The sequence below is a fragment of the Candidatus Desulfosporosinus nitrosoreducens genome (assembly GCF_030954495.1).
GTDB classification, from domain to species: Bacteria; Bacillota; Desulfitobacteriia; order Desulfitobacteriales; family Desulfitobacteriaceae; genus Desulfosporosinus; species Desulfosporosinus nitrosoreducens.
In genome coordinates this window covers 55654-76921 of sequence record NZ_JAVHUW010000043.1, presented here as the reverse complement: position 1 = coordinate 76921, position 21268 = coordinate 55654, and the positions used below count along the sequence as shown (strand labels likewise).

The 21268-nt window shown below is 43.2% G+C and carries 26 protein-coding genes and 1 riboswitch; of the genes, 20 read left to right on the top strand and 6 right to left on the bottom strand.

Annotated elements, in window-relative coordinates; all coding sequences use genetic code 11:
- The first annotated feature begins 19 nt into the window (after positions 1-19).
- The 3 genes from REC12_RS08215 to REC12_RS08205 all read left to right on the top strand — a co-directional run bounded on the left by REC12_RS08215 (position 20) and on the right by REC12_RS08205 (position 3751).
- The gene (locus REC12_RS08215; RefSeq protein WP_308893478.1) at positions 20-358 is read left to right on the top strand and encodes a hypothetical protein; all 339 of its coding nucleotides are present in this window, start codon (positions 20-22) and stop codon (positions 356-358) included.
- A 478-nt stretch (positions 359-836) separates the two neighbouring features.
- Positions 837-994: riboswitch (M-box (ykoK) riboswitch) on the top strand.
- A gap of 249 nt (positions 995-1243) precedes the next feature.
- Positions 1244-2488: a magnesium transporter gene (locus REC12_RS08210; RefSeq protein ID WP_308893476.1), complete on the top strand. Its 1245-nt coding sequence runs from the start codon at positions 1244-1246 to the stop codon at positions 2486-2488.
- Positions 2489-2506: 18 nt separating this feature from the next.
- Complete coding sequence (locus tag REC12_RS08205) at positions 2507-3751, top strand: Nramp family divalent metal transporter (protein WP_308893580.1); 1245 nt, start codon at positions 2507-2509, stop codon at positions 3749-3751.
- A gap of 267 nt (positions 3752-4018) precedes the next feature.
- Here the strand turns inward: REC12_RS08205 and REC12_RS08200 are convergent, their stop codons facing one another.
- The 3 genes from REC12_RS08200 to REC12_RS08190 all read right to left on the bottom strand — a co-directional run bounded on the left by REC12_RS08200 (position 4019) and on the right by REC12_RS08190 (position 6394).
- Positions 4019-4663 (bottom strand): GTP-binding protein, encoded by a 645-nt coding sequence (locus REC12_RS08200; RefSeq protein WP_308893474.1) that lies wholly within the window; start codon positions 4661-4663, stop codon positions 4019-4021.
- A 5-nt stretch (positions 4664-4668) separates the two neighbouring features.
- Positions 4669-5628, bottom strand: a complete 960-nt coding sequence (locus REC12_RS08195) for a CobW family GTP-binding protein (RefSeq protein ID WP_308893472.1) — start codon at positions 5626-5628, stop codon at positions 4669-4671.
- Positions 5629-5980: 352 nt separating this feature from the next.
- Positions 5981-6394: a Fur family transcriptional regulator gene (locus REC12_RS08190; protein WP_308893470.1), complete on the bottom strand. Its 414-nt coding sequence runs from the start codon at positions 6392-6394 to the stop codon at positions 5981-5983.
- A 670-nt stretch (positions 6395-7064) separates the two neighbouring features.
- On the opposite strand from REC12_RS08190, the gene REC12_RS08185 reads away from it, so the two are divergent.
- A complete protein-coding gene (locus REC12_RS08185; RefSeq protein ID WP_308893468.1) occupies positions 7065-7346 on the top strand; it encodes a zinc-ribbon domain containing protein in 282 nt (93 codons plus the stop codon).
- Between the two features lie 27 nt (positions 7347-7373).
- Here the strand turns inward: REC12_RS08185 and REC12_RS08180 are convergent, their stop codons facing one another.
- Positions 7374-7754: a histidine phosphatase family protein gene (locus tag REC12_RS08180; protein ID WP_308893467.1), complete on the bottom strand. Its 381-nt coding sequence runs from the start codon at positions 7752-7754 to the stop codon at positions 7374-7376.
- A 250-nt stretch (positions 7755-8004) separates the two neighbouring features.
- Between REC12_RS08180 and REC12_RS08175 the strand changes: the two genes are divergently transcribed.
- From REC12_RS08175 to REC12_RS08165, 3 genes are all read left to right on the top strand, one after another.
- The gene (locus tag REC12_RS08175; protein WP_308893465.1) at positions 8005-8607 is read left to right on the top strand and encodes a hypothetical protein; all 603 of its coding nucleotides are present in this window, start codon (positions 8005-8007) and stop codon (positions 8605-8607) included.
- 118 nt (positions 8608-8725) lie between these two features.
- Positions 8726-9304, top strand: a complete 579-nt coding sequence (locus tag REC12_RS08170; RefSeq protein WP_308893464.1) for a Uma2 family endonuclease — start codon at positions 8726-8728, stop codon at positions 9302-9304.
- 477 nt (positions 9305-9781) lie between these two features.
- The gene (locus REC12_RS08165) at positions 9782-9940 is read left to right on the top strand and encodes a hypothetical protein (RefSeq protein WP_308893462.1); all 159 of its coding nucleotides are present in this window, start codon (positions 9782-9784) and stop codon (positions 9938-9940) included.
- 42 nt (positions 9941-9982) lie between these two features.
- On the opposite strand, the gene REC12_RS08160 is transcribed toward REC12_RS08165, so the two are convergent.
- Both REC12_RS08160 and REC12_RS08155 read right to left on the bottom strand, forming a co-directional pair.
- Positions 9983-10153, bottom strand: coding sequence for a hypothetical protein (locus REC12_RS08160; protein ID WP_308893461.1), 171 nt, complete (start codon positions 10151-10153; stop codon positions 9983-9985).
- A 20-nt stretch (positions 10154-10173) separates the two neighbouring features.
- On the bottom strand, positions 10174-11109 hold the full coding sequence (locus tag REC12_RS08155) for a LysR family transcriptional regulator (RefSeq protein ID WP_308893460.1): 936 nt from the start codon (positions 11107-11109) through the stop codon (positions 10174-10176).
- A 135-nt stretch (positions 11110-11244) separates the two neighbouring features.
- Here REC12_RS08155 and REC12_RS08150 point away from each other — a divergent pair, with 135 nt between their 5' ends.
- From REC12_RS08150 to REC12_RS08090, 13 genes are all read left to right on the top strand, one after another.
- Complete coding sequence (locus REC12_RS08150; protein WP_308893578.1) at positions 11245-11757, top strand: GNAT family N-acetyltransferase; 513 nt, start codon at positions 11245-11247, stop codon at positions 11755-11757.
- Positions 11758-11910: 153 nt separating this feature from the next.
- Positions 11911-12291 (top strand): RidA family protein, encoded by a 381-nt coding sequence (locus REC12_RS08145; RefSeq protein ID WP_308893459.1) that lies wholly within the window; start codon positions 11911-11913, stop codon positions 12289-12291.
- Between the two features lie 112 nt (positions 12292-12403).
- Complete coding sequence (locus REC12_RS08140) at positions 12404-12721, top strand: hypothetical protein (RefSeq protein WP_308893457.1); 318 nt, start codon at positions 12404-12406, stop codon at positions 12719-12721.
- Between the two features lie 262 nt (positions 12722-12983).
- Positions 12984-13205 (top strand): hypothetical protein, encoded by a 222-nt coding sequence (locus tag REC12_RS08135; protein WP_308893455.1) that lies wholly within the window; start codon positions 12984-12986, stop codon positions 13203-13205.
- A gap of 155 nt (positions 13206-13360) precedes the next feature.
- Positions 13361-14161, top strand: coding sequence for a methyltetrahydrofolate cobalamin methyltransferase (locus REC12_RS08130; RefSeq protein WP_308893453.1), 801 nt, complete (start codon positions 13361-13363; stop codon positions 14159-14161).
- A 118-nt stretch (positions 14162-14279) separates the two neighbouring features.
- Entirely contained in the window at positions 14280-14909 is a 630-nt protein-coding gene (locus tag REC12_RS08125; protein WP_308893451.1) for a cobalamin B12-binding domain-containing protein, read from the top strand.
- A 2-nt stretch (positions 14910-14911) separates the two neighbouring features.
- On the top strand, positions 14912-16018 hold the full coding sequence (locus REC12_RS08120; protein ID WP_308893449.1) for a uroporphyrinogen decarboxylase family protein: 1107 nt from the start codon (positions 14912-14914) through the stop codon (positions 16016-16018).
- 128 nt (positions 16019-16146) lie between these two features.
- Positions 16147-17988: an ASKHA domain-containing protein gene (locus REC12_RS08115; RefSeq protein ID WP_308893447.1), complete on the top strand. Its 1842-nt coding sequence runs from the start codon at positions 16147-16149 to the stop codon at positions 17986-17988.
- Positions 17989-18720: a GntR family transcriptional regulator gene (locus REC12_RS08110; RefSeq protein WP_308893445.1), complete on the top strand. Its 732-nt coding sequence runs from the start codon at positions 17989-17991 to the stop codon at positions 18718-18720.
- A 6-nt stretch (positions 18721-18726) separates the two neighbouring features.
- Positions 18727-19413 carry a cobalamin B12-binding domain-containing protein gene (locus REC12_RS08105; RefSeq protein ID WP_308893443.1) on the top strand — a complete coding sequence of 229 codons (687 nt, stop codon included), beginning with the start codon at positions 18727-18729 and terminating at the stop codon, positions 19411-19413.
- Positions 19414-19430: 17 nt separating this feature from the next.
- Entirely contained in the window at positions 19431-20135 is a 705-nt protein-coding gene (locus tag REC12_RS08100) for a DUF1638 domain-containing protein (protein WP_308893442.1), read from the top strand.
- Between the two features lie 13 nt (positions 20136-20148).
- A complete protein-coding gene (locus tag REC12_RS08095; protein WP_308893441.1) occupies positions 20149-20781 on the top strand; it encodes a GTP-binding protein in 633 nt (210 codons plus the stop codon).
- Entirely contained in the window at positions 20778-21230 is a 453-nt protein-coding gene (locus REC12_RS08090) for a hypothetical protein (protein WP_308893439.1), read from the top strand. Before REC12_RS08095 ends, REC12_RS08090 begins: the two co-directional genes overlap by 4 nt.
- Positions 21231-21268 lie beyond the last annotated feature (38 nt).

The window sequence follows — 21268 nt, the reverse complement described above, 5'->3', positions numbered from 1 at the left end:
TTAGGGAAAACGGAATATCTTGATCTCAACTCATTTTTGCGATTTACTGACAGGGTTTTTTGCGTATGTTGTCGAAGTTAGGGATATTCCTAAGATTGTGAAAGAGGTGAGTGTTTTGAATCCACCAGGCAAGGATTTATTCGATCCGATTGAGCAGAATGACAAAGGAACTCATGCTTATATTTTCGATTGCCATAACATCCTTATTTGCAGGTCCTATGGAGAGACAAGTCCCTCATGCGTTGCCGGAGGGCATGCCAATACCCGATGTTCCCTGGCAGAAAAAATGCAGATACGAATACTGAACGATGCCAATCCGAATGCCGCTTACAAGCCCAAAAAGGTTTCCAGAGGGTAACGCTTATCTGGCCCTCTCCTCCTTCTCCAAGCCAAAACTTACTCCTCATCATAAAATGAAGCAAGTGACTTTAGCTCACTCGCTTCATTTTTGTACAACGGGGAGGAAGACCTGTTTAGCCGATAGTAGATCTATCTCCCAAAAGGAGAGCTCATAGACGAAGGTTTCTCAGAGAAGACAAGGCAATTCATGTATTCCATACTGGGGAGGCCGACCTTAAAACAAATCGGAATTCGATGCGCTGTGTACTCGAACAAGCCCTCGCGGAAACAAGGCACAGCTTTGAGTCTATAAATCGATTGCTATGTTCCCTAGCTTCTTAATATCAAAAACAGTTATAATTTGTTTAAACTAAATATTCGTTAAGCATAGTCCGGATATTTGGATTTTATGAACTAATACCAAACAAATTATCTAAAAATCAGCCAAAAGTGCTTGTAATCAAGAAATTAAAGTATTACAATAAACACGAAGTTAATAATTACCTCGGTAGGTGAGGCTACCGCAAGGATATGGATTGCTGCCGCGGAGAGTTGGAGACAACTCGTGAAGGTCAACAGGATATGTCGAAAAACAAGGCATAACCTAACGCAATTTCACCGCCTTGCAGAGCTAAAGCTTGAACGGGATTAACAAGGGTTTATTATGCCTTCGCCATGTTCAAGTTTTGGCGAAGGTTTTATTATTTTAAGAAGTTGTAACAGTTACGGTGCAACTCAATAATCTAAAGCGTGGAGGTCGTAAATATATGGACACGGACCCTGATGGTAGACGCTTCTATTTGAATATGGTATGGAGGGAATTTAGACTTTGATTTATTGATAAATTTAAGTTTAATATATTATTGTCCAAAATCCCTTCATACAAGAAATGGAGGGATTTTTTGTGTCAACAGTATCAACCTTTTATCTCAGCCGGGTACTGGGTAATAAAGTTATTTTCGACAATCAGAAAACAATTGGCAAGCTTTTGGATTTAATCGTTGATGTAAACGAAATTAGTCCTAAAGTGATTGCCGCTAAAGTTAAGGTTGCCGGAAAAACTATCGTTATCGACTTCTCCGGGATATCTATTTTTAAGAATAAGGGCCAGTACGTTATTCAGTGTAAACAGTTAAAAGAAACGGAAGTTGCCAAAGAGAATACAATGTTTCTCAAAAAGCATGTTTTAGACAAGCAAATCGTAGATATGGATGGCAGAAAAGTTGTAAGGGTGAACGATTTAAGGTTGGCAATCCTTAAAAGCGGCACATTTACGATTGCGGTTGATGTAGGTTTTGATGGACTTTTAAGGCGTATCGGGATTGCTAAACCGATACGAAAAATTTTACAGCCTTTCGGGATTCGCGTACCCAGTAAAATGATTTTATGGGAGGATGTAGCTTCTGTAGATTCTAATCATGTTGGACTGACGCTTACCAAAGAACATGATAAACTTTTAACCCTTCATCCTTCTGATCTGGCAGATATTATTGAAGAATATGATAAATACACCCAGGTTGCAATTTTTAGTTCTCTTGACGAAGAGAAGGCGGCGGATGTCCTGGAGGAATTGGAAACAGATGCGCAATTGCATGTCCTGGCAAACCTTTCGGTAGAAAAGGCAGCCGACGTTCTTGAGAAAATGCCGGCGGATGAAGTTGCCGATATCCTTGATGAGATGAGCGAGGAAGATGTCGAGAAGCTCTTAAATGAGATGGAACAGGAAGTATCTCTTGAAGTTCGGGAATTGATGGAATACCCGGACGACACGGTGGGAAGTTTAATGACCACAGATTATATTTCCCTTAATCAAAGTATGACTATAAACGAAACTCTGAAGGAGTTAAGGCACTTAAAACCAGAACCGGATATGGTCTATTATTTGTATATTGTTGATGATGATGAAAAACTTACTGCCATAGTCTCTTTGAGGGATATTGTCATTTCTGAACTTGATGTAAAACTTAAGGAGATTATGCACAGAGATATTATCTATGTTTATGATTATGATAAAGTTGAAAAGCTCAATGAAATATTGACAAAGTATAATTTGCTCTCAGTTCCTGTGGTTGACAAAACTATGAAAATACTGGGAATGGTTATTATCAACGACGTCATGGATCTGATTGTCAGAAAAAGAAGAATGTAGATGGAGGTGATCAACATGATGGCACAAGCAAAAAAATCAACATTCTTAAGAAATCTGGCTTTGTTTTTGGCAATCTTAGGACCGGGTATCATCACGGGAAGTGTTGATAACGACGCGGGCGGAATTACGACGTATTCAGTGGCCGGAGCGCACTACGGATATAGCCTTTTATGGACGTTGATTCCCGCCTTCATTGCTCTTGTCGTTGTCCAGGAAATGAATGCAAGAATGGGCATGGTCACAGGAAAAGGACTTGCAGATTTAATTAGGGAAAACGCGGGAGTAAAAATTACCTTTTTTATTTTTATTGGTTTGCTCATTGCCGATATCGGCAACACCACTACGGAGTTCGCCGGTGTAGCGGGCAGTATGCAGATTTTCGGCGTCAGCAAATATATAGCGGTGCCCCTTGTGGCGATTGCTGTCTGGATTCTGGTTGTCAAAGGAACGTACGGTATAGCTGAAAAGATATTTTTAATCTTCAGTGTGTTCCTTCTTTCTTACGTCGTATCGGCCATCATGGGAAAACCAAACTGGGGAGAAATCGGCACCTCAATTATTCACCCGGATATAGAATATAATTTTGACTATATTACGATGGTTATCGGCTTAATCGGGACAACGATAGCACCGTGGATGCAATTTTACATGCAGTCTGCCGTTATCGAAAAAGGTTTGGAAATTAAGGATTATAAATTTACCATCTGGGACGTCATTATTGGCAGTATCGCGACAGTGGTTGTGGCCTTCTTTATTGTGGTGGCCTGTGCCTCGACTCTCCACGTTAATGGTATTGTTAAGATCAACGAGGCCAAAGATGCCGCAGTGGCCTTGGAACCCTTTGCCGGAACGTTTGCGTCTCAAATTTTTGCTTTTGGCCTGTTTATAGCTTCGGTGTTTTCGGCTACGATACTTCCGATTGCCACGGCATTTTATGTCTGCGAGGCCTTTGGTTTTGAAGCGGGCATTGATAAGAAGCTAAAAGAGGCTCCTCAATTTTATACACTTTTTACCGCGATCCTGATCATTGCCGTGGGTATTATTCTGATACCCAATGCCCCACTTATTTTGATCAGCTTATGGTCACAGGTTCTTAATGGGGCATTGCTGCCGGTTGTGCTCCTTTGTATGATGCTGTTAATAAATAACAAGGAGATTATGGGAGAGCATACCAATAAGCTGTTTCATAATGTTGTTGGCTGGGTAACAACAGTTATTTTAATCGGCTTGACAATTGCCCTTCTGGTTTCTCCTCTTTTATAATTCGAACAAAGGCCACCAATCCGGAAATGTCGGGAGCCACCAAGGGGTAGAATAGGTGAGGATGTTACCATAGTTGTGGCATTTATTATGAACTAGCTTTGCGGCGGATAGATTACGCGGAAAAAATCGGTAAGTAGTGGGACTGTTTCAGATTTTGTATAAACCTCCATGTGATCTAAGAATGATAGGCTCCTCCTTGTAGCAGACAGTTAAAACTGTTTACTGCAAGGAGGAGCCTTTTTTAATATAGGGGCCTTTAGGGAACTGTTACGAGCTGAATTTAGCCATGATTCCCCCGAATACATTGACCATTATGTTTACAGGACTTTGACGATAGACTTGGAGGTAAATATCTTCGGCTTGTTTCGTTTCATAGATCTTGACGCCGGGGTTGATATTATAGATAAGCTGCCTCAATCGATCATAATCAGCGTCGGAACCTACATTTCGCAGAATTAGGAAATCGCAGCCGGCAATTTGCTCTGGCAAGGCCCCGCCTTGAATACGGAGCAATTCTTCCAGCTTTTTAGCATCCGCCATATGCATAACCTTCTCCATGCGACATTTGTTCTTCAATGCCGGATGCAGAATCAAGGCCTGCAATTGGGCAAAGGGTGTGACGCTATTCCATTCAATCCAAATTTCATCGCACCTGCGCTCAAGTAAACAGCTGTGAATCTGTTCTGAGATTTGCTCCGGATGCTGATCCAAGGCTTTTTTAGGAAAATTGATCAGATAACAGTTGGAATACTTGCTGCGAAAAACCGCTTCACCGTGTTCAAACTGGATCACGAGTATTTGCATGTCCTGAGCTTCCCGTTGCTCAAGCAGCCTTTTGTTAAGCAGATTGTTTAAAGCCGTGGTTTTTCCGGCGTCCAAAAACCCGGTTACAACATAGATAGGTATAGGCAACAACCTCACTCCCCGCTAAAGAGGCTAACCAGCTCCTGCCGGTTCAGATTCTGCCCGATAATACAGAGCATATTGCCTCTGGCATCACAGTTGAGGATTTTTAAATGTCCGGGGAGATACTGCAGATTCACATAGCCGTTTGTTCCGCGCAGGATGCCTTTGGCGCGCAAGATCCTCCCTTTGGCATTGTGTTCCAGATAAGATATGCGCTCTCGCAAATCCTCTTTGCTAAATACCTTCTCAGTCTTGATGGTAACGGTGTTAAAGATTTCTTCAGCTGAATGATTGTGATCACAGCTGCAATGACTGTCGTGGCCCTGTATTCCATGGTGGCCGCAGCCGCACCCCGGGGAGTGATTACCCTGCTCTTCGTGTTCAGGTCGTGCTAAGAGAATCTTGTCGGCGCTGATTTGATCCCAGGGTTTGGCCAAGATAAGCGCACGTGGATTGAGGCGTTCCATCAACCTGCGCGCCTCATTTACCTTGTCTGGGAAATCCTCGGTCCGGCTGAGCAAAATGACGTCGGCGTTTTGAATCTGATCCTCAAAAAATTCACCAAAGTTGTAGCGATACATTTCACAGCGTTTTACGTCTACGACCGTAATTTTTGTTTTGACATTTACAAAGGGACGGATGCTGGGGTCTGTGCAAGCTTTCATGATATCCGTTAGCTTAGCGACACCGGACGGTTCGATAATGATTTTGTCAGGACGGAACCGGGCCCTTATTTCGTTAACAGCTTTGACAAAATCGCCTGAAAGGCTGCAGCAGATGCAGCCTGAATTCATCTCTTTCACTTCAAAACCGCCGGATTTAAGCAGGGCAGCATCAACGCTTATTTCCCCAAAATCATTTTCGATCAAAACGACCTTGTCTTTCCTAAAGGCCTCTCTGAGCAGCTTTTGGATAAGCGTGGTTTTTCCCGCTCCTAAGAAACCTGAAATTACATACAGTTCAGCAGCCATTTGAATCCTCCCTCAATATAGTCATGTTTTGGGCCAAGGCTCTGTTCGCCAGTAGTGTTATTCACCTTGCTAAACCCCGGCCTCTTTTCTTTAAAAGATATGCGGGGAGGGGATAATACATGCATATGATTCGCATTTGCATTAGAATGACTCTATAACGATGGAGCAAGTAGCCTTACCCTAAAAAATTAGTCCCGATTTTCAATTGTTGAAAATCGGGACTAGCTTCCTGAAAAATAAAACCAAGGGGAGCCGGAGCTAAAAGCGGGCAGTCTGTCCCAGCTCTTTGCCGGCAGGGATAGCCTTTCAGACGGATGCCGTTTTTTAATTGGTTAGTTTAAAGCGATAGTTATTATTTAGGGGCACAATCGCCGCACAATCCGTACACCTCCAGATTATGGCCCATTATCTGAAAATCTTTGTCTTCAAGTTTGGGAATAAATTGATCCATGGGACAATTGTTCATCGCTATAATCTTATGACAGCTCATACAGACAGCAAAGTGCTTATGATTGAAACGGTTAAGTTCATAGACTGCCATTTCATTATTGATTACGTTGGTTTTTATCGCCACACCTTTTTTAACGAAAATCTCCAGTATTCTATAAACGGTAGACAACCAGGTTGTAGTGCCGCTTTTTTCTATTTGGGAAAAAATATCCAGGGCACTTAAGGGTTTTTCAGAACCCTCAAGCACAGAGAGGACACTTTCACGATTTTTAGTTCTTTTTAGACCCTCAGGCCAATTGTTTTGTAATGTTTTCATGATCTATTCCCCTTATCGTTTCATTTAACAAATGCTTGGAAATGTTTAGCTGCAGCCGGCATATCGTCACAAGATGGATTCTTTTGGAATTGAGATTCCCTGGGGTACAGCGTTTTCTTTTCTTTTAAATTTTAATATAGAAATAAGTACCTATAATTTGTATTCGTATTTATTGTAAAATGCCCTTTTAACAAAAGTCAATTTTGGATTTGGAATATAAACATTATTTGCGAGAATCAGCTTGATTCTTGTTGATGCTATCCAGGGCAAAGGATGGTGAACCTGTATCTGAAAAGGACAAATTTTCTGTTGTCAGCATAGTCAGACATCCTTACAAATTAAATTTCCAGATTTTATTAACGCCAATACAATATCATCACCCTTGACAAATATATCCTTGCTTACTATGATAATTATAGATGCAAACGGGATGCATTTGCAAGTAGTGGTTTGGAGGATGATGTGAATGTGCAGGAAAATGTTTTAACGATGGGGCGCTCTCTGCTATGCCTGGTTGCCGCTATTACGTAAAAACTGCGGCGGAAATAATAAGACATATCCGGAACGCATGACAGACAACTGGTCCAAGTTTTGCGCGAGTTTGACAAAGTAAATGGTTGCGCAATCATTAAAAGCCCAAATTATGATTGGCTATAAGGAGTTAATATTTATGTATGAGGATAAAACTTTAATCTGTAAAGAATGCGGCAGGGAATTTATCTGGACGGCTGGTGAGCAGGAATTTTATGCCGAAAAAGGATTTGCTAATGAACCTAAACGCTGCAAAGAGTGCCGTGAAGTCCGTAAAAAAGACGGCAGACCTGTACGTGAAATGTATGATGCTCTTTGTGCCGAATGCGGCAAACCTTGCGTAGTTCCCTTCAAACCAACGGGAGACCGCCCTGTTTATTGCCGGGAATGCTTTACAAAAATGCAGAGTACCAGATATTAGAGCATATTCAACCTAACAGCTGCTGTTTTAGAATAAAAGATATTTAATAGTAAAAGAGTCTAAAATAGTGTTATAAACACAAATTTTAGGCTCTTTTATAAATCTGGAATAAGAGCACAATGTCTTAGCTCCCGCAGGATTAACACCGGATAATGTTATAAAAGTAAACGTCTTTTTGACAGATATGAATGACTTTACTGCGTGGGTGGCGATTAAGACGTTTTTGCCTATATGGTCTTCCACAATCATATTACAAAAATTACTGCAACGTTTCATAAATTCTATGAAACTTTCTGTGCCTTTGTCGCCGCTTTTGATTGCTTGCAAAAACAATTGCCTAGAATCCGCGGTTTCAGTAGTACCTTCAAACTCGCCGCAGTTTATTTTGACGAGCCTATCATCAAACACAATCTGTCCTTTGTGGATAATTTCGCTGCGGCGATCGTTTATGTTTGTCGTACTAACCGGAGTAATGTCATCTATACCAGTGGCCGGAGATTAGCAGGGATGATCGGAGTCGATCATACAAGTATGCGGGTAGGTATTAATAGGCTTGAGCAGATTAATCTAGTAAAAAGAAGGCGGGAGAATTACATTTATTGCAGATGATCTTAGGTGAATTGGTATTGATTAGATATAAAAAAGGAGTGAGGTATTTATGGTAACTTTATTGAACATGTTTCTGAAAGATTATCCGTCTTTGCTTATTGTTCCTATGCTTTTTGTTGGGCTTGTTTATTTCGTACAGTATATGGGAGCGGAAAGACTTGAACTACTCTTAATGCCGCCTAAGGAGAAGGCAATTCGCTCTGTTCTTGAGTTTTTGATTGTGTTAGTTGTTGCATTTTTGCTGACAGCGATGTTACTGATTCTTCAAGGTTCTGTAAAGAATCGTAACGATCTAATAATTCTTGCCGTCATTGATATATTTGTGGTTCCTTTTGTGGTTCCCACAGTAAATATTATTAAATGGTTAGTCACAAAAAACTTCGGTAAGGTGTACCTCATGAGTTTAACCGATGAAAACAACAAAGAAGAAGATTGGGTGCTTGTAAAAGCAATATCCACTAAAAAAGTTCTCTTTAAACGATCAAGCTTAAATGGAGAACTCTCGATGCTTGTTCCTATAACTTCGATTGTGAATCGAACACTTAAGTATACAAAGAGACCGAAGGTCCAATCTGTTTCTACGAATAACAGTCAACCTCAGCCTGTTGATTCGACTAGTGGCCATGATCAAACCCAAGCCCAGCTTGGTTAATAACATCTCACCTTCTTTAAAAGCGCTAAAGTAAAAGCGTAAGGATAGCTAAGCACCTTTGCCCAGATATTGGAACATGTTATAATTATCTAAGATTTTTTTCACAGGAAGTGATTTTATGCCGATACCGGAATCAAAGGGAAAATATACTTATGCTGATTATTTAACTTGGCCAGAAGGTGAACGCTGGGAAATCATCGACGGATCACTATATATGCAAGCAGTTCCTACCTGGCAACACCAAAGAATATCCAGGGAATTACTTCGGCAGATCTCTAATTATTTAATTCATAAGCCAGGCCAAGTATTTGCTGCTCCTTTTGACCTCTGTATTTCTGAGCATGATGAGAGCGATGAAGAAATTTCAAATGTTATTTCTCAGCCGGATCTCGTTGTAATTTGCGATGAAAGTAAGCTTAGAAAAACAGGTTATTTTGGAGTCCCGGAGATTGTCATCGAAATAACTTCACCCTCAACCGCAAGAGCCGACAGATTTATTAAGTTCAACAAATACGAAAATGCCGGCGTAAAAGAATACTGGATCGTTGAGCCTGAGACAAAGCTTGTTAGTGTCTTTGTGTTGCTAGAAAAACGAAGATATGGCAGACCGGATATATATACAGAGGATGATAAAATAAAGGTATCTATATTCCCTGATCTCGTAGTAGATTTAAAACTGGTTTTTGAAGGCATTTAGGCAACCGTTGTCAATTGATGGCCTAATTGGATCAGACACATAGAAAAAGTAGCCCGCCCGTAAAGCAGCTACTTTTTTCTGCATCCTATTCAACTCTTGCTTGGCCGTAAACCTTACGGTTTGTTGTGCCGAGGGAGCGGGGCATTTGCAGTACCTCCGCTTACTCAATACTTAACAACCAGTCGGAAGAGAGTCAAGCGCAGCTTAAGGCTGAACTGGCAAATGCATGGTCGCTTTTGTCGTCTGTACATAAGGGTGATAATGGAACCGAAGCTGTGTGAAGCCAAATGGGATTTCGCCATTGTGCCTGAATTCATTGCAGCATTCCTCCCATAGCAACGTCAGCGTAACTCCGCTTTTTCCAAGCTTTTCTGTATTAAACAAAAATGAACTTTGAAAATAGTAAGTACCTTACAGTAAAATTAGGATGTGCAAACAACCACGAAGGCAAAATCCAAACTACAGGAGGTACCTGAGGTGAAGTATATTCAGAACCAAAAGATTTTGCAAATCACTGACCAGACCATGATTGTTGGAATAGATATCGCTAGTGAAACTCACTATGATTGTGCGTTTAACTGCCGAGGCCTTGATGCTTATTTTGAGTCGTCCTTGTTCATCCGCTTTAATACATAAATAATAATATTATCCATAGGGCTGTTTTAAAAGATGTGTAATCTAAGAAATCACATTCATTAAGGGCTTTAAAAGTTTAATGGCATTGTCAAAATTTGGTATGGCTTGAGCTTCTTCTGCTTTTAGCTTTACAATCAAATCATTATATCGTGTCAGAATTCCTTTGACTTCTGCAAGTTTCGGAATAACCCCATTAATATAATCAATTTTCACTTTCGCTTCATTTATTTAGATTAACTTAATTCCGTAATTCCATCCTTTGGTGCAGACCTTTTTAAAGCAGTTGTTAAAAAATCAATATATATCATAAGTTCTTCTGGTAAAACTACATCATTGCGTTTGACCAAGCCCAGTTGAATCAGATTGCCCCTTTCTAGAGGGATAGAAATAATATTGGGGTTCATGTAATTAGTCACGATGCAGCCGGTTCCCAGATTGTAACCGTCTGTGTTGGCAAGGAGATTATTCATGGCACCGCGGTCCTTCAGATAGACCAGCTTTCCAATATTGTCCACATCAATAACTTCTTCCGCGAAATGAAGCAGTATGTCGTCCTGCTGGTAAGTCAGATACGGATAGCTTTCTAATTGCTCTAAGGTAATAGAGTGAAGATGAGCCAGAGGATGTTCTTGGCGAAGAAAGACGTGCTGCTTCAATGACGCAAGGGGAGTAAATATTAGTGATTTTGAGATGAAGTAACGCTCAAAAAGGCTCCTGTTTAAATCAGTCAGAGATAAAATTCCCAGAATACTTCTGCCCGCCTGCACATCATCAATCACATCGGTTGTCTTTCCTTCCCGAAGGGTCAGGTCATAGTTCCGATCGGCAAAATAAGCCATTAGATTTGCAACGGCCTCAATAGCAAAGCCGTAATGTTGAGAAGAAATAGAAACCTTTGTTAAGTTTGTTGCTTTCTGCCTGCTAAAATGATAGATAATGGATTCCGTTTGTTCCAGCAGCATTTTAGCGTGAAATAGTAATTCCCTACCATCTTTTGTAAAGATAACTCCTTTGTTTGTTCGGTCTAAAATGATAATTCCTAATTCACTTTCCAGCTCATGGACAGCTTTGCTGATACTGGGCTGTGTTACATAAAGGGCCGAAGCAGCTTTGCTAATGGAGTTATGTTTGGCAATTTCCACGATATACCGGAATTGTTGAAGCGTCATGCCCCACTGCTCCTTATTGAATAGTTTGTTATAACTTAATTCTATAGCAAATGCTTAACAAGGGCAATTTTACCTTGGGCCAGGTAAGGGGTTAAACTATTAAAAACAACGTTATTGCGAAAGGGATTGAAAAGAATGATAAGGGAAGCCATTGAAAAGGATTTAAAGGATATTTTGGAAATTTATAATGATGCTATCTTAAACACAACGTCAGTCTATGATTATAAGGCTCATACGCTTGATGACAGGATACAATGGTATGAAAAAAAGAAACAGGATGGCTATCCGTTGCTAGTATTTGAAAAACGGGAAAAAGTGGTTGCCTTTGCGACATTTGGCCCATTTAGAGCATGGCCGGCCTATAAATACACGATCGAACATTCCGTATATGTGCATAAGAACCATAGAAAGGAGGGTATTGCAACAAAATTAATCCGGGAAATAATAAAAATTGCCAATGAAAGAGAATATGCAACCCTTGTGGCCGGGATTGACGCAACAAATGAAAGCAGTTTAAAGATGCATGAGAAAATGGGCTTTAAACCCTCAGGTGTAATTAAAAAAGCAGGATTTAAATTTGCTAAATGGCTGGATCTTGCTTTTTATCAATTGGCTTTAGAAGGACCTAAAGTGCCTTTGGAAGAATAGTTTCATGATTCGTCTGCTGCAACCCAAGTTCTTGTTAATTCGGCCAGAGGACAACCGGAATCGTGGCTTGCTGACGGGAACACTGCGAATAAACATTAATGAGTTTAAGAAGTCAGCTGGGTTGCGGACCATTTTGTAAGGAGGAAGATTTTGATGAAAAGAAAAGCTTTTAATGTTGAAGGAGCCGTTGCTGTTGGGCCTTATTCTCACGCCGTTGAATCCGGGGATGTAATTTATTTATCCGGACAAACTCCTATCGATTCGAGAACGGGTAAACTAATTGCAGGCGGTGTTGAAGCTCAAACTGAGCAAAGTTTTAAAAATTTATTTAATGTTTTAGCTTCTGCAGGGTTAACACCGGATAATGTTATAAAAGTAAACGTCTTTTTGACAGATATGAATGACTTTACTGTAATGAATCAGGTGTACTCAAAGCAATTTGCTCAGCCTTTTCCGGCAAGAACAACTATTGGTGTGGCTTCATTACCACTCGGGGCTAAAATTGAGATCGAAATGATTGCCAGAAAAGGATAATCATTTGCTAAGATTTTTTTTGACAAACTGGAGATACTTACAGATTTAAGGCCTGTCTTCGGCTAAGGCCTAAACTCCTTCGGCTGGATTTCTATTTATTGGAGGAATTAAAATGGTTAATGAAAAAGTTATTGAGGCTTTTCACATGATGTGGGACAGTTTTCCGGGGGCGGTAAGGTTAATCCACAAAAATCGAACGATCTTAGCCGCTAATGAACTTGCCCGCAAATTGGGCTTTGAAGAAGACGTGGTATGTATTAAAGTTGGAGCGCCGGAAGCTCATAAAGGTTGCAAGGCAAATGCCGCGCTTGCTACTAAAACAGCACAAACGGCAACGTCAGGCGGGGGAAAAATAAGGTATTGGCTGCCGGTAAAAGATTGTGATGATGTTTATGTTCATTTTACAATAGACACTAACGTTGTCGGGTAAATTGTTTACCGTTAAGCACATTCCTATCAGCGAAAAATCACTGTTCTTTAACTTTAAGTTTTCGTTTACAGTAGGGTATGTACGCTGACAAATACAACGCATTGATTTGGGACACTGTGGCAGGCTGAGCGGTGAACACGCTTAAATTAATTGTTAAAAGAATACAAATGGTATCAGTAGAACAACCATATTCAGTTGTTTTATTGATACCATTAAATTTTGCAGCCCCTTTTTTTATAGTTCGGAATAGCACGAAACGGCAATGCTCTTGATCTTCCAACTATTAGTTTCCATAGTTTTAGCCGGTAAAAAGCTCATTTACCTGGCCGTTCCGATCAATGCGGCTAAAGCTCAGGAAATAAATGAATGTAACGGCAGGGTCTGCAAAGCATCCCGTTTGCTTGGGATACATAGAACGGTACCATACCGGAAGACTAACGATAATTATGAGGACAGAAGAGAAAAATTAACCGGCATTTCCTAGTTTTTTCACTATTGACAAAATAGCGACACTTAAGTATGATTATCACATACACATGTGTACACATGTTAATAAATTAATTAAAACCCAGATGTTTATTTTTTTTATAAATTTAACTAGAGTACACATGTGCACCAAGGAAAGCGAGGAGGTTGGGGATGGTCGTCGTCGTTGGGGAATTGATAAACACTAGTCGGAAAGTAATCCGTGAAGCAGTCGAGAAGAGAGATAGTGACTATATTCAACAAATTGCCAAAGCTCAGGAAGAAGCGGGAGCCAACTACTTGGACATTAACTGCGGGACAATGGTTGGTGAAGAAGTCGCCATGATGGAGTGGCTCGTTAATGCGGTCCAGGAGGTGACAAACCTGCCGTTGTGTATTGACAGCCCCAGCAGCGAAGCCTTGATTGCGGGCTTGGAACTGAGTAAATCGGCGAATCCCATGATCAACTCGATCACTGCTGAAGAAAAGCGGTTGCAAAGCGTACTGCCCTTAATAAAAAAGTATAACGCCAAAATAGTAGCCCTATGCATAGAGGATGCCGGAATGCCGGAAACGGCAAAAGACCGGCTGCGGATCGCAAGGGATTTAGTCGCTAAATTAGAGGCTGAGGGTATTTCTCAGCAGGATATTTATCTTGATCCCTTGATTAAGCCTATCAGTGCCGGAGATATCTATGGCCGGGAAGTATTAGAGAGCATTAGGCTGATTAAAGAGGCCTATCCTGAGGTTCATTTCATGTGCGGGCTAAGCAATGTTTCCTATAGTCTTCCCAACAGAGCCCTGATTAACCGGCTGTTTATGGTGCAGACCATGGCTATGGGGATGGATGGCTTTATTCTGGACCCTACCAACAAAGATATGATGGGCGCTTTGTATATCGCCACAGCTCTTACCGGTCAGGATAAGTACTGCAGGGGATACTTAAAAGCCCATCGTAAAGGTCTGTATGCCTAGAAACAGGTTGGAGCCGTCCCAGTGATAACGTGTGTTTAACGGCTTCAGGAAATACTTAAAAGCGGAAGATTGCGCATAATAATGAAATTTTTAATTTACTAAAAGAGGGGGAAAAATCATGTACGAGGCAATTTCCAAACATCTGGCGGAACTGGAAGAGGATTCATTACTGGCTTTGGTTAAAGATTCCTATGACCAAGGGGCTCCGGTATTTGACATCCTGGCGGCTTTGCAAAAAGGTATGGAGGAAGTGGGCCAGAAGTTTGAAGCGAAGGAATACTTTCTCTCCGAACTGATCATGTCTGCCGACGTCTTTAAGGAGGCCACCGGTCTTTTAGGGGATGCCTTCGGCACTAATGCCTCCGAAACCTTGGGCACTGTGGTCATGGGTACGGTCAAAGAAGATATTCATGATATCGGCAAGGATATCGTGGTCACCATCTTAAAGTGTAACGGGTTCAATGTCATTGACTTGGGGGTCGATGTCCCTTATGAGAGGTTTGTCGAGGCTATCAAAGAACATAATCCCCAAATTATTGGCTTATCCTGTCTTTTAACCTCCGCCTTTGATAATATGAAAGGAACTATAGCGGCGATCGAAGAGGCGGGCCTGCGGGAAGGGCGGACCGTTTTAATCGGCGGCGGGCCGACTGACCAAAAGGTTAAGGACTATGTGGGGGCTGACGGTCTTTGCAGGAATGCCCAAGAAGCGGTTGAAGCTTGTAAAAAGATTATGGGGGTGAATTAACAATGAGTAATAGTCTATTGCTTGAACGGGAAGCCAGGATTACCCAAGCGCTGGCACTTGAAAAACCGGACAGGGTTCCGGTAGTTGCCTTATATACATCCTTTGCTGCCCGTGTAACTAAGACGCCTCTATCGGAATTCGTAAAAAGCAGTTTTACAGCAGCGAGAGTGATGATTGAAGCCGCCGATATGATCGGCGGGTTTGATGGAATTGATTATGGTTCCTTCTTTCCGAGCGCCCTGTCCTTATTGTGGCTTAGCAAGGTCAAACTACCCGGTGTAGAACTTCCGGCGGATGCCGGTTGGCAGGTTCATGAACAAGAACTGATGAAACAGGAAGATTATGAGCGAATTATCAATGAGGGCTGGCCTAACTGGCTGGGACAATATCTCACGGAAAGAATTAGTCCAACCATTCTGCAAGATGTCATGGCAGATGCTCAGGACACTCCGGAAATATTTGATCTGTGGAATGCTAAGGGCATCCCTGTTCTGGGTGGTGTCATGGCGACTATTCCCTTCGAAATCTTATGCGGGGCGCGTTCCTTCGCGAAATTTGTGCGTGACCTATATAAGATGCCGGATAAAGTGGAGGCAGCCATGGCTGCGATGATGCCCTTCATGACAAAACAGGCTTTAGAAACGACAAAACAAATCGGGAAAAAATATATGTGGGTAGGCGGTTGGCGCGCGGCAGGTTCGATGCTTTCCCAGCCCTTGTGGGATCGTTTTGTCTTCCCATATATGGAGAAAGTTATTAATGAAGTCATTGAGGCCGGTGTCACCCCTATATTACACTTTGATTCCGATTGGGGACGTGATCTCGCCAGATTCAAAGTCTTGCCTAAAGGTAAATGCATCTTTGCCCCGGATGGTATGACGGATATCTACAAGGCTAAAGAAATCTTAGGGGACACCATGTGTATTATGGGGGATGTACCGCCATCCATGTTATCGCTGGGAACTCCCGATGAAGTCTATAAATATAGCCGCAAGCTCATTGAGGAGCTCGGGCCCACAGGTTTCATCCTTCATTCAGGCTGCGATATTCCTATCGACGCTAAATTAGAAAACGTACAAGCCATGGTTGCGGCGGCAACCGGTAAATAATCCCTAACATAATAGTAACTTTAGTGGCAGCAATTTTGGTTTTATCGGACTTGCTGCCACCTTTAGGCATTATTGACGGTCACAGGAAGCAAAAGCTATAATAGACGTGTAGACAAGTAGGTGAGAGAATGGACCAGAAAAACAGCCTGAGTGACGTTGAAGTCACCGTCAATGGGACCCGGAAATTTGCAGTACCGACTCATGAAACCTTACTTAGTTCCCTGACTAAGGCAGGAATTATGCTCGAAGCTGCTTGCGGCGGTCAGGGTTTCTGCGGGAAATGCAGGATCAGGCTGCTCAGCGGGCAGGTTGTTGATCAGCAGGGAAGTCCGCTTAAACCAGGGCAGGATGGCTGGTATCTCGCCTGCCAGGTATATCCGGGGGAGGATCTGGTGCTGGAGCGAGCTATTCAGGTTTCGGTGAGCAGCAAAGGGGAAATAAGTGATCCCTTCTTAGAGCAGGCCGACTTGCTTCCGCCCCTTAAAAAGGTCCTCATCAGGCCGGTATATCCCTCTTTAGAGAATAACTACTCTCTTCAGGAAATGATCAGACAGGTTTTTGCCGGGGAGGAGGATATCTCAATTGAGCTTAGGGCCGTGCAGGAATTAGCCCTAATTGCTCCTCAAAAGTTCGAAGAAATTACGGTACTCCGCAGTTTCAAGCAAATTATAGGCTTTGAGCCGGGGGATACCTCGTCAACCTTGTACGGAGTGGCTTTTGACCTGGGCACTACTACGGTCGCCGGCATGCTGGTGGATTTGCAGAAAGGTAAGGTCATTGCCGCGGCTGCGGAGACAAACCCTCAGACGGCCTATGGCGCTGATGTTATTGCCAGGATCAAAGCTGCCGGGACGGAAGACGAGTTGAACACCTTGATGTCTGCCGTGCGGAAATGCTTAAATGATTTAGTCGCTAAATTATGTGCCAGGGCGGGCGTTGCCAACAAGGATATTTATCTGGTCACAGTAGCCGGGAATTCAACCATGGAACACCTGTTAATGGGTGTCTCACCCAAGTATCTTACTGTCAGCCCTTATGTACCGGTATTTAACAATTTACCGCATTTTTCAGCAAGTGCCATCGAGTTGGATCTTAACCCCGGCGCCAGTTTTATCTTACTGCCCAATATTGCCGGCTTTGTGGGAGCGGATACCGTGGCGGCCATAGTTGGGGTTGATCAGGACTTAACTTCCAAGCTGACATTACTTATCGATCTCGGAACCAACGGGGAAATAGTCCTCGGCAATAAGGAAAAAATGCTCGTCTGTTCCACTGCGGCCGGCCCGGCTTTTGAAGGGGCCCAGCTGAGCTCCGGAATGCGGGCGGCAAACGGGGCGATTGATGAGGTTGAGATTAGGGATGATGTTTGCGTTCACACGGTTAAGGAGGAATTGGCCAGGGGAATTTGCGGTTCAGGAGTTATTAAAGCCATTGCCGAATTTCTCAAAGCGGGGATTATCACACCTTCCGGCAGGTTTGTCAGTAACGACCGGTTTGCTCTCTTGCCTCCTAAGCTTAGCAAGAGACTCAAAGTCCAAGAGGGTCAAAAGGAATTTGTCCTGGTCTTTGCCGAGGAGAGCGCAAGCGGACGGGACATAGCGATTACGCAGGGGGATATCCGGGAGATACAATTAGTGAAATCTTCAATCTTCACGGGAATCGAAACCCTAATGGAGAATTACGGGGTTATGTTTAAGGACATCGAGCAGGTTTTGCTTGCCGGAGCCTTCGGCAATAACCTTAATCTGGATAGCGCTTTGGCCATTGGCTTGCTACCTTCAGCCGAGCGGAAGAAAATCCTTCCGGTAGGCAATGCGGCGGGAACCGGCGCCGTCAAAGCCCTGTTATCGGTAGATATTTTAGAGCGCTGCCGTTCAATTGCGCAGCGGGCCCAGTTTGTCGAACTGGCTAATCACCCGGGCTTTCAAGCCAAATTTATTAAAAATTTAACGTTTCCGGAGGGAGTTTAAATGAAAACGAATCGCGACTATATGCCGGTCTATTATCAGCTGGCCGATGATTTAAAACAGCAGATTGAATCCGGGGAATTAAAGCCCGGGGATGCGGTTCCCTCCGAATCCCAGCTGGTTGGGGACTATGGGATAAGCAGGGTCACCGTACGGCGTGGACTGGCAATCTTATTGGAAGCCGGGTTGATTGAGACGGTCAAAGGAATCGGCAATTTTGTCGCCAAACCTAAGCTGAATCAAGTGACCTTAACCTTTCAGGAGACTGGCTTGCCTAATGAAAACAAACTCACCTCTAAGCTGCTTGAGGTGAAACGAATCAGCGCCGATGATTTAACCGCCGGCAAGCTGGGTGTTTTCCAAGGGACTAAGGTCTTTAGGATCAGGCGGCTGATTAATGGCGATGCCGGCCCCGTAGGGATTGATATGAAGTATCTGCCTTATATTAAGGGGCAGCCGATCCTGGAAAATGAAATAGACTATGCTGATTTTCCCGCAATCGTCGCCCAGCACACCAATGTGACGATTCACAAAATCGAAATGAGGATTTCCGCCACGCCTTTGTCGCTTGAAAATGCCCAGTTGCTTGAAACCGTTGCCGGACACCCTGCCTTGTGTGTTCACCGGGCTTTTTACGCTAAGGATGGGAGAATATTGGGTTTTTCCCAAACAATCTACCGGGGAGAAGCTTTTGAATTAAGCGGGGTCTCATATCCATATTCTGCAAAGGTGTGATAAGAGATGGGTATTAAGAATAATGTTGAGGAATTTAAAGCCAGAAAATTACTGGCCCATGCTATGGGGAAACTGGATGAAGACACTGTACTCAACCTAGTCCGGCAAGGGCTCGAACAAGGGGTGGATTCTCTGGAAATGATCGCAGAAGCCAGGTCCGGTATGGAAAAGGTGGGCGAACTCTATGATGCAGGCAAGTATTTTCTTTGTGATTTAATGGTCGGAGCCGAGATCTTTACGGAAGCCATAAATCTAGTCTTAAAGTCAAGCCACATTGAACCCGTTTCCGATGTGCCGCCGATCGTTTTTGGCACCGTGGGCGGAGACATCCATGACATAGGAAAAAACATTATGATTTCTGTTCTCAAAAGTAAAGGTTGCCGGGTCTTGGATTTAGGAGTGGACGTAGCGGCAGCCACTTTTATAGAAGCTATTAAGACGACAGGGAGCAGGCTGCTTTGCCTTTCGGGTTTAATCACGACAGCTTATGATTCCATGAAGAAGATTGTGGACTTGCTAGAGAAGGAAGGGCTGAGGTCAAAGGTTTTGGTGGTGATCGGCGGTTTGGTTAACGATGCGGTCAAGAATTATACCGGGGCCGACTATTGGGTTACGGATTGCGCCAGGGGAGCGGATCTCTGTATGCGGATCATGGACGGCTGCCCTCGTAAACAAGAGATTGCTTATTTATAAGAAAGGAATTAACTGAGTTGGGAACAATCATTGTAGCTTGTCAGACAATAAGGGATGAAGTAAACCTGGCAATATCCGAAACCGGGGTTAATTATCCTGTGCTTTGGATCGAATCCGGATTGCATAATTTTCCGGACCGCTTAGGCCGGAAGATCCAGAAGGTTATTGAGGGAATCGAAAATATTGAAACCATTCTCCTGGCTTTCGGCAATTGCGGCAACAGCCTCTTGGGCATAAAATCCTCGCAGGCTCAATTGATCATCCCCAGGGTGGATGACTGTATATCCCTGCTTTTAGGTTCCTACGAACGCAGGCAGAACCTGCACCAGGAAATTGGCACTTATTTTTTGACGAAAGGCTGGTTGGAAAACGAACAGAATTTATTGTCCGAATATGAACGCTGTATTTCCAGATATGGCCAGGATAAAGCTCTCAAGGTTATGAAGATGATGCTCAACAATTATCATCGTTTAATGGTGATTGATACCCAAGCCTATCAGTTTGAAGGGGTCCTGACAAAAACAAAGAATTTGGCGGATGCTTTAGGGCTGAATCACGAGAAAATTGCAGGATCACTGAGACTATTAAAAAAACTTTTTCTGGGTCAATGGGATGAAGAGTTTGCGATCATCCCCTGTGGTGAAGAGGTAACCTTAGAGCATTTGATTCTGAATAATGATGAGCTGCCCAATAACAATCAAGCGTTGTTCAGTTATTCTTAAGGAGATTAAAGGAATGAATATTTTGCTTTTCGGCGGATTCCTAGGTTCGGGCAAAACGTCGCTTATCCTGCAGGCGGCAAAACAGCTTGTTGAAACCGGAGAAGAGGGATTTTCGTCGCGGCAGTCGGAGAGCGGCAAACCGTCCCTGGTAATTATCGAGAACGAAGTGGGAGAAACGGGCATCGATGATAAAATTCTCCAAGCAGAAGGATTGAAAGTACGGGAGCTCTTTGCCGGCTGCATTTGCTGCACGCTGAACGCGGAGCTTGCCAAGTGTCTTCAGGAAATTCGCGAGGAATTGTCTCCTCACTGGGTGATTATTGAGACTACGGGCATGGCCTTCCCTGCTAAAGTCGTGGAAACGATCACTAAATATGTCCAGGGCATTGACAGTCTGAAAACCATTGTGGTGGCCGATGCCGAGCGCTGGGACGAACTTGTTGCCGTCATGCCCGGGTTGATCGAAGGGCAAATTTCTAAGGCAGACATTATCCTCTTAAACAAGACCGATTGTTTGGAACCCGGACAGGTTGACAACGTCGCCAAAAGCGTCAGGAAAATAAATTCCTCAGCCCGTTTCTACGCTATATCCGCGCAGCAGGGGGTTGATCCGCAAATTTGGCGGGAGGCGGTGGTGGGAAAATGAATGAAGGACAAGACGATCTCTTGCCGATGCATTCGCAGTTCCACTTGTCTGAAGACCCGGAGAAATATCCCGAGCCGGCTATCTTTTCGGAAACTCGTACTGTGGTGTTTCCGGCAATGGTACCCGCAGAGAGAGTTCAACAAGCTCTCACTCAATGGATCGCGGAGATTAGAGATTGGGCTAAGGGTAAGCGCTACTTAGTTGGACATCTTAAAATCTTTGTTGGCGGTCAGGAGAATTTATGGTTATCTTCTACGGGTAGGAGCATCAATCTTAAACCATCGTCCGGATGGAGTCATTGGCTCACAGACAAAATCAACTTAAATGTGACGGCGATTATTTTTGGTCCGTCGCAGGAAGTTTTGACTGAAGAGGCACAGCTCAGGCTCCAGGCAGGTTTTAAGAGGATAGAATCCGAGGCTGGAGGTGCTGAAGGATCGATTAAATAATGCTCTGAGTTCGGGAAAAGCATTATTTATCAACAGAC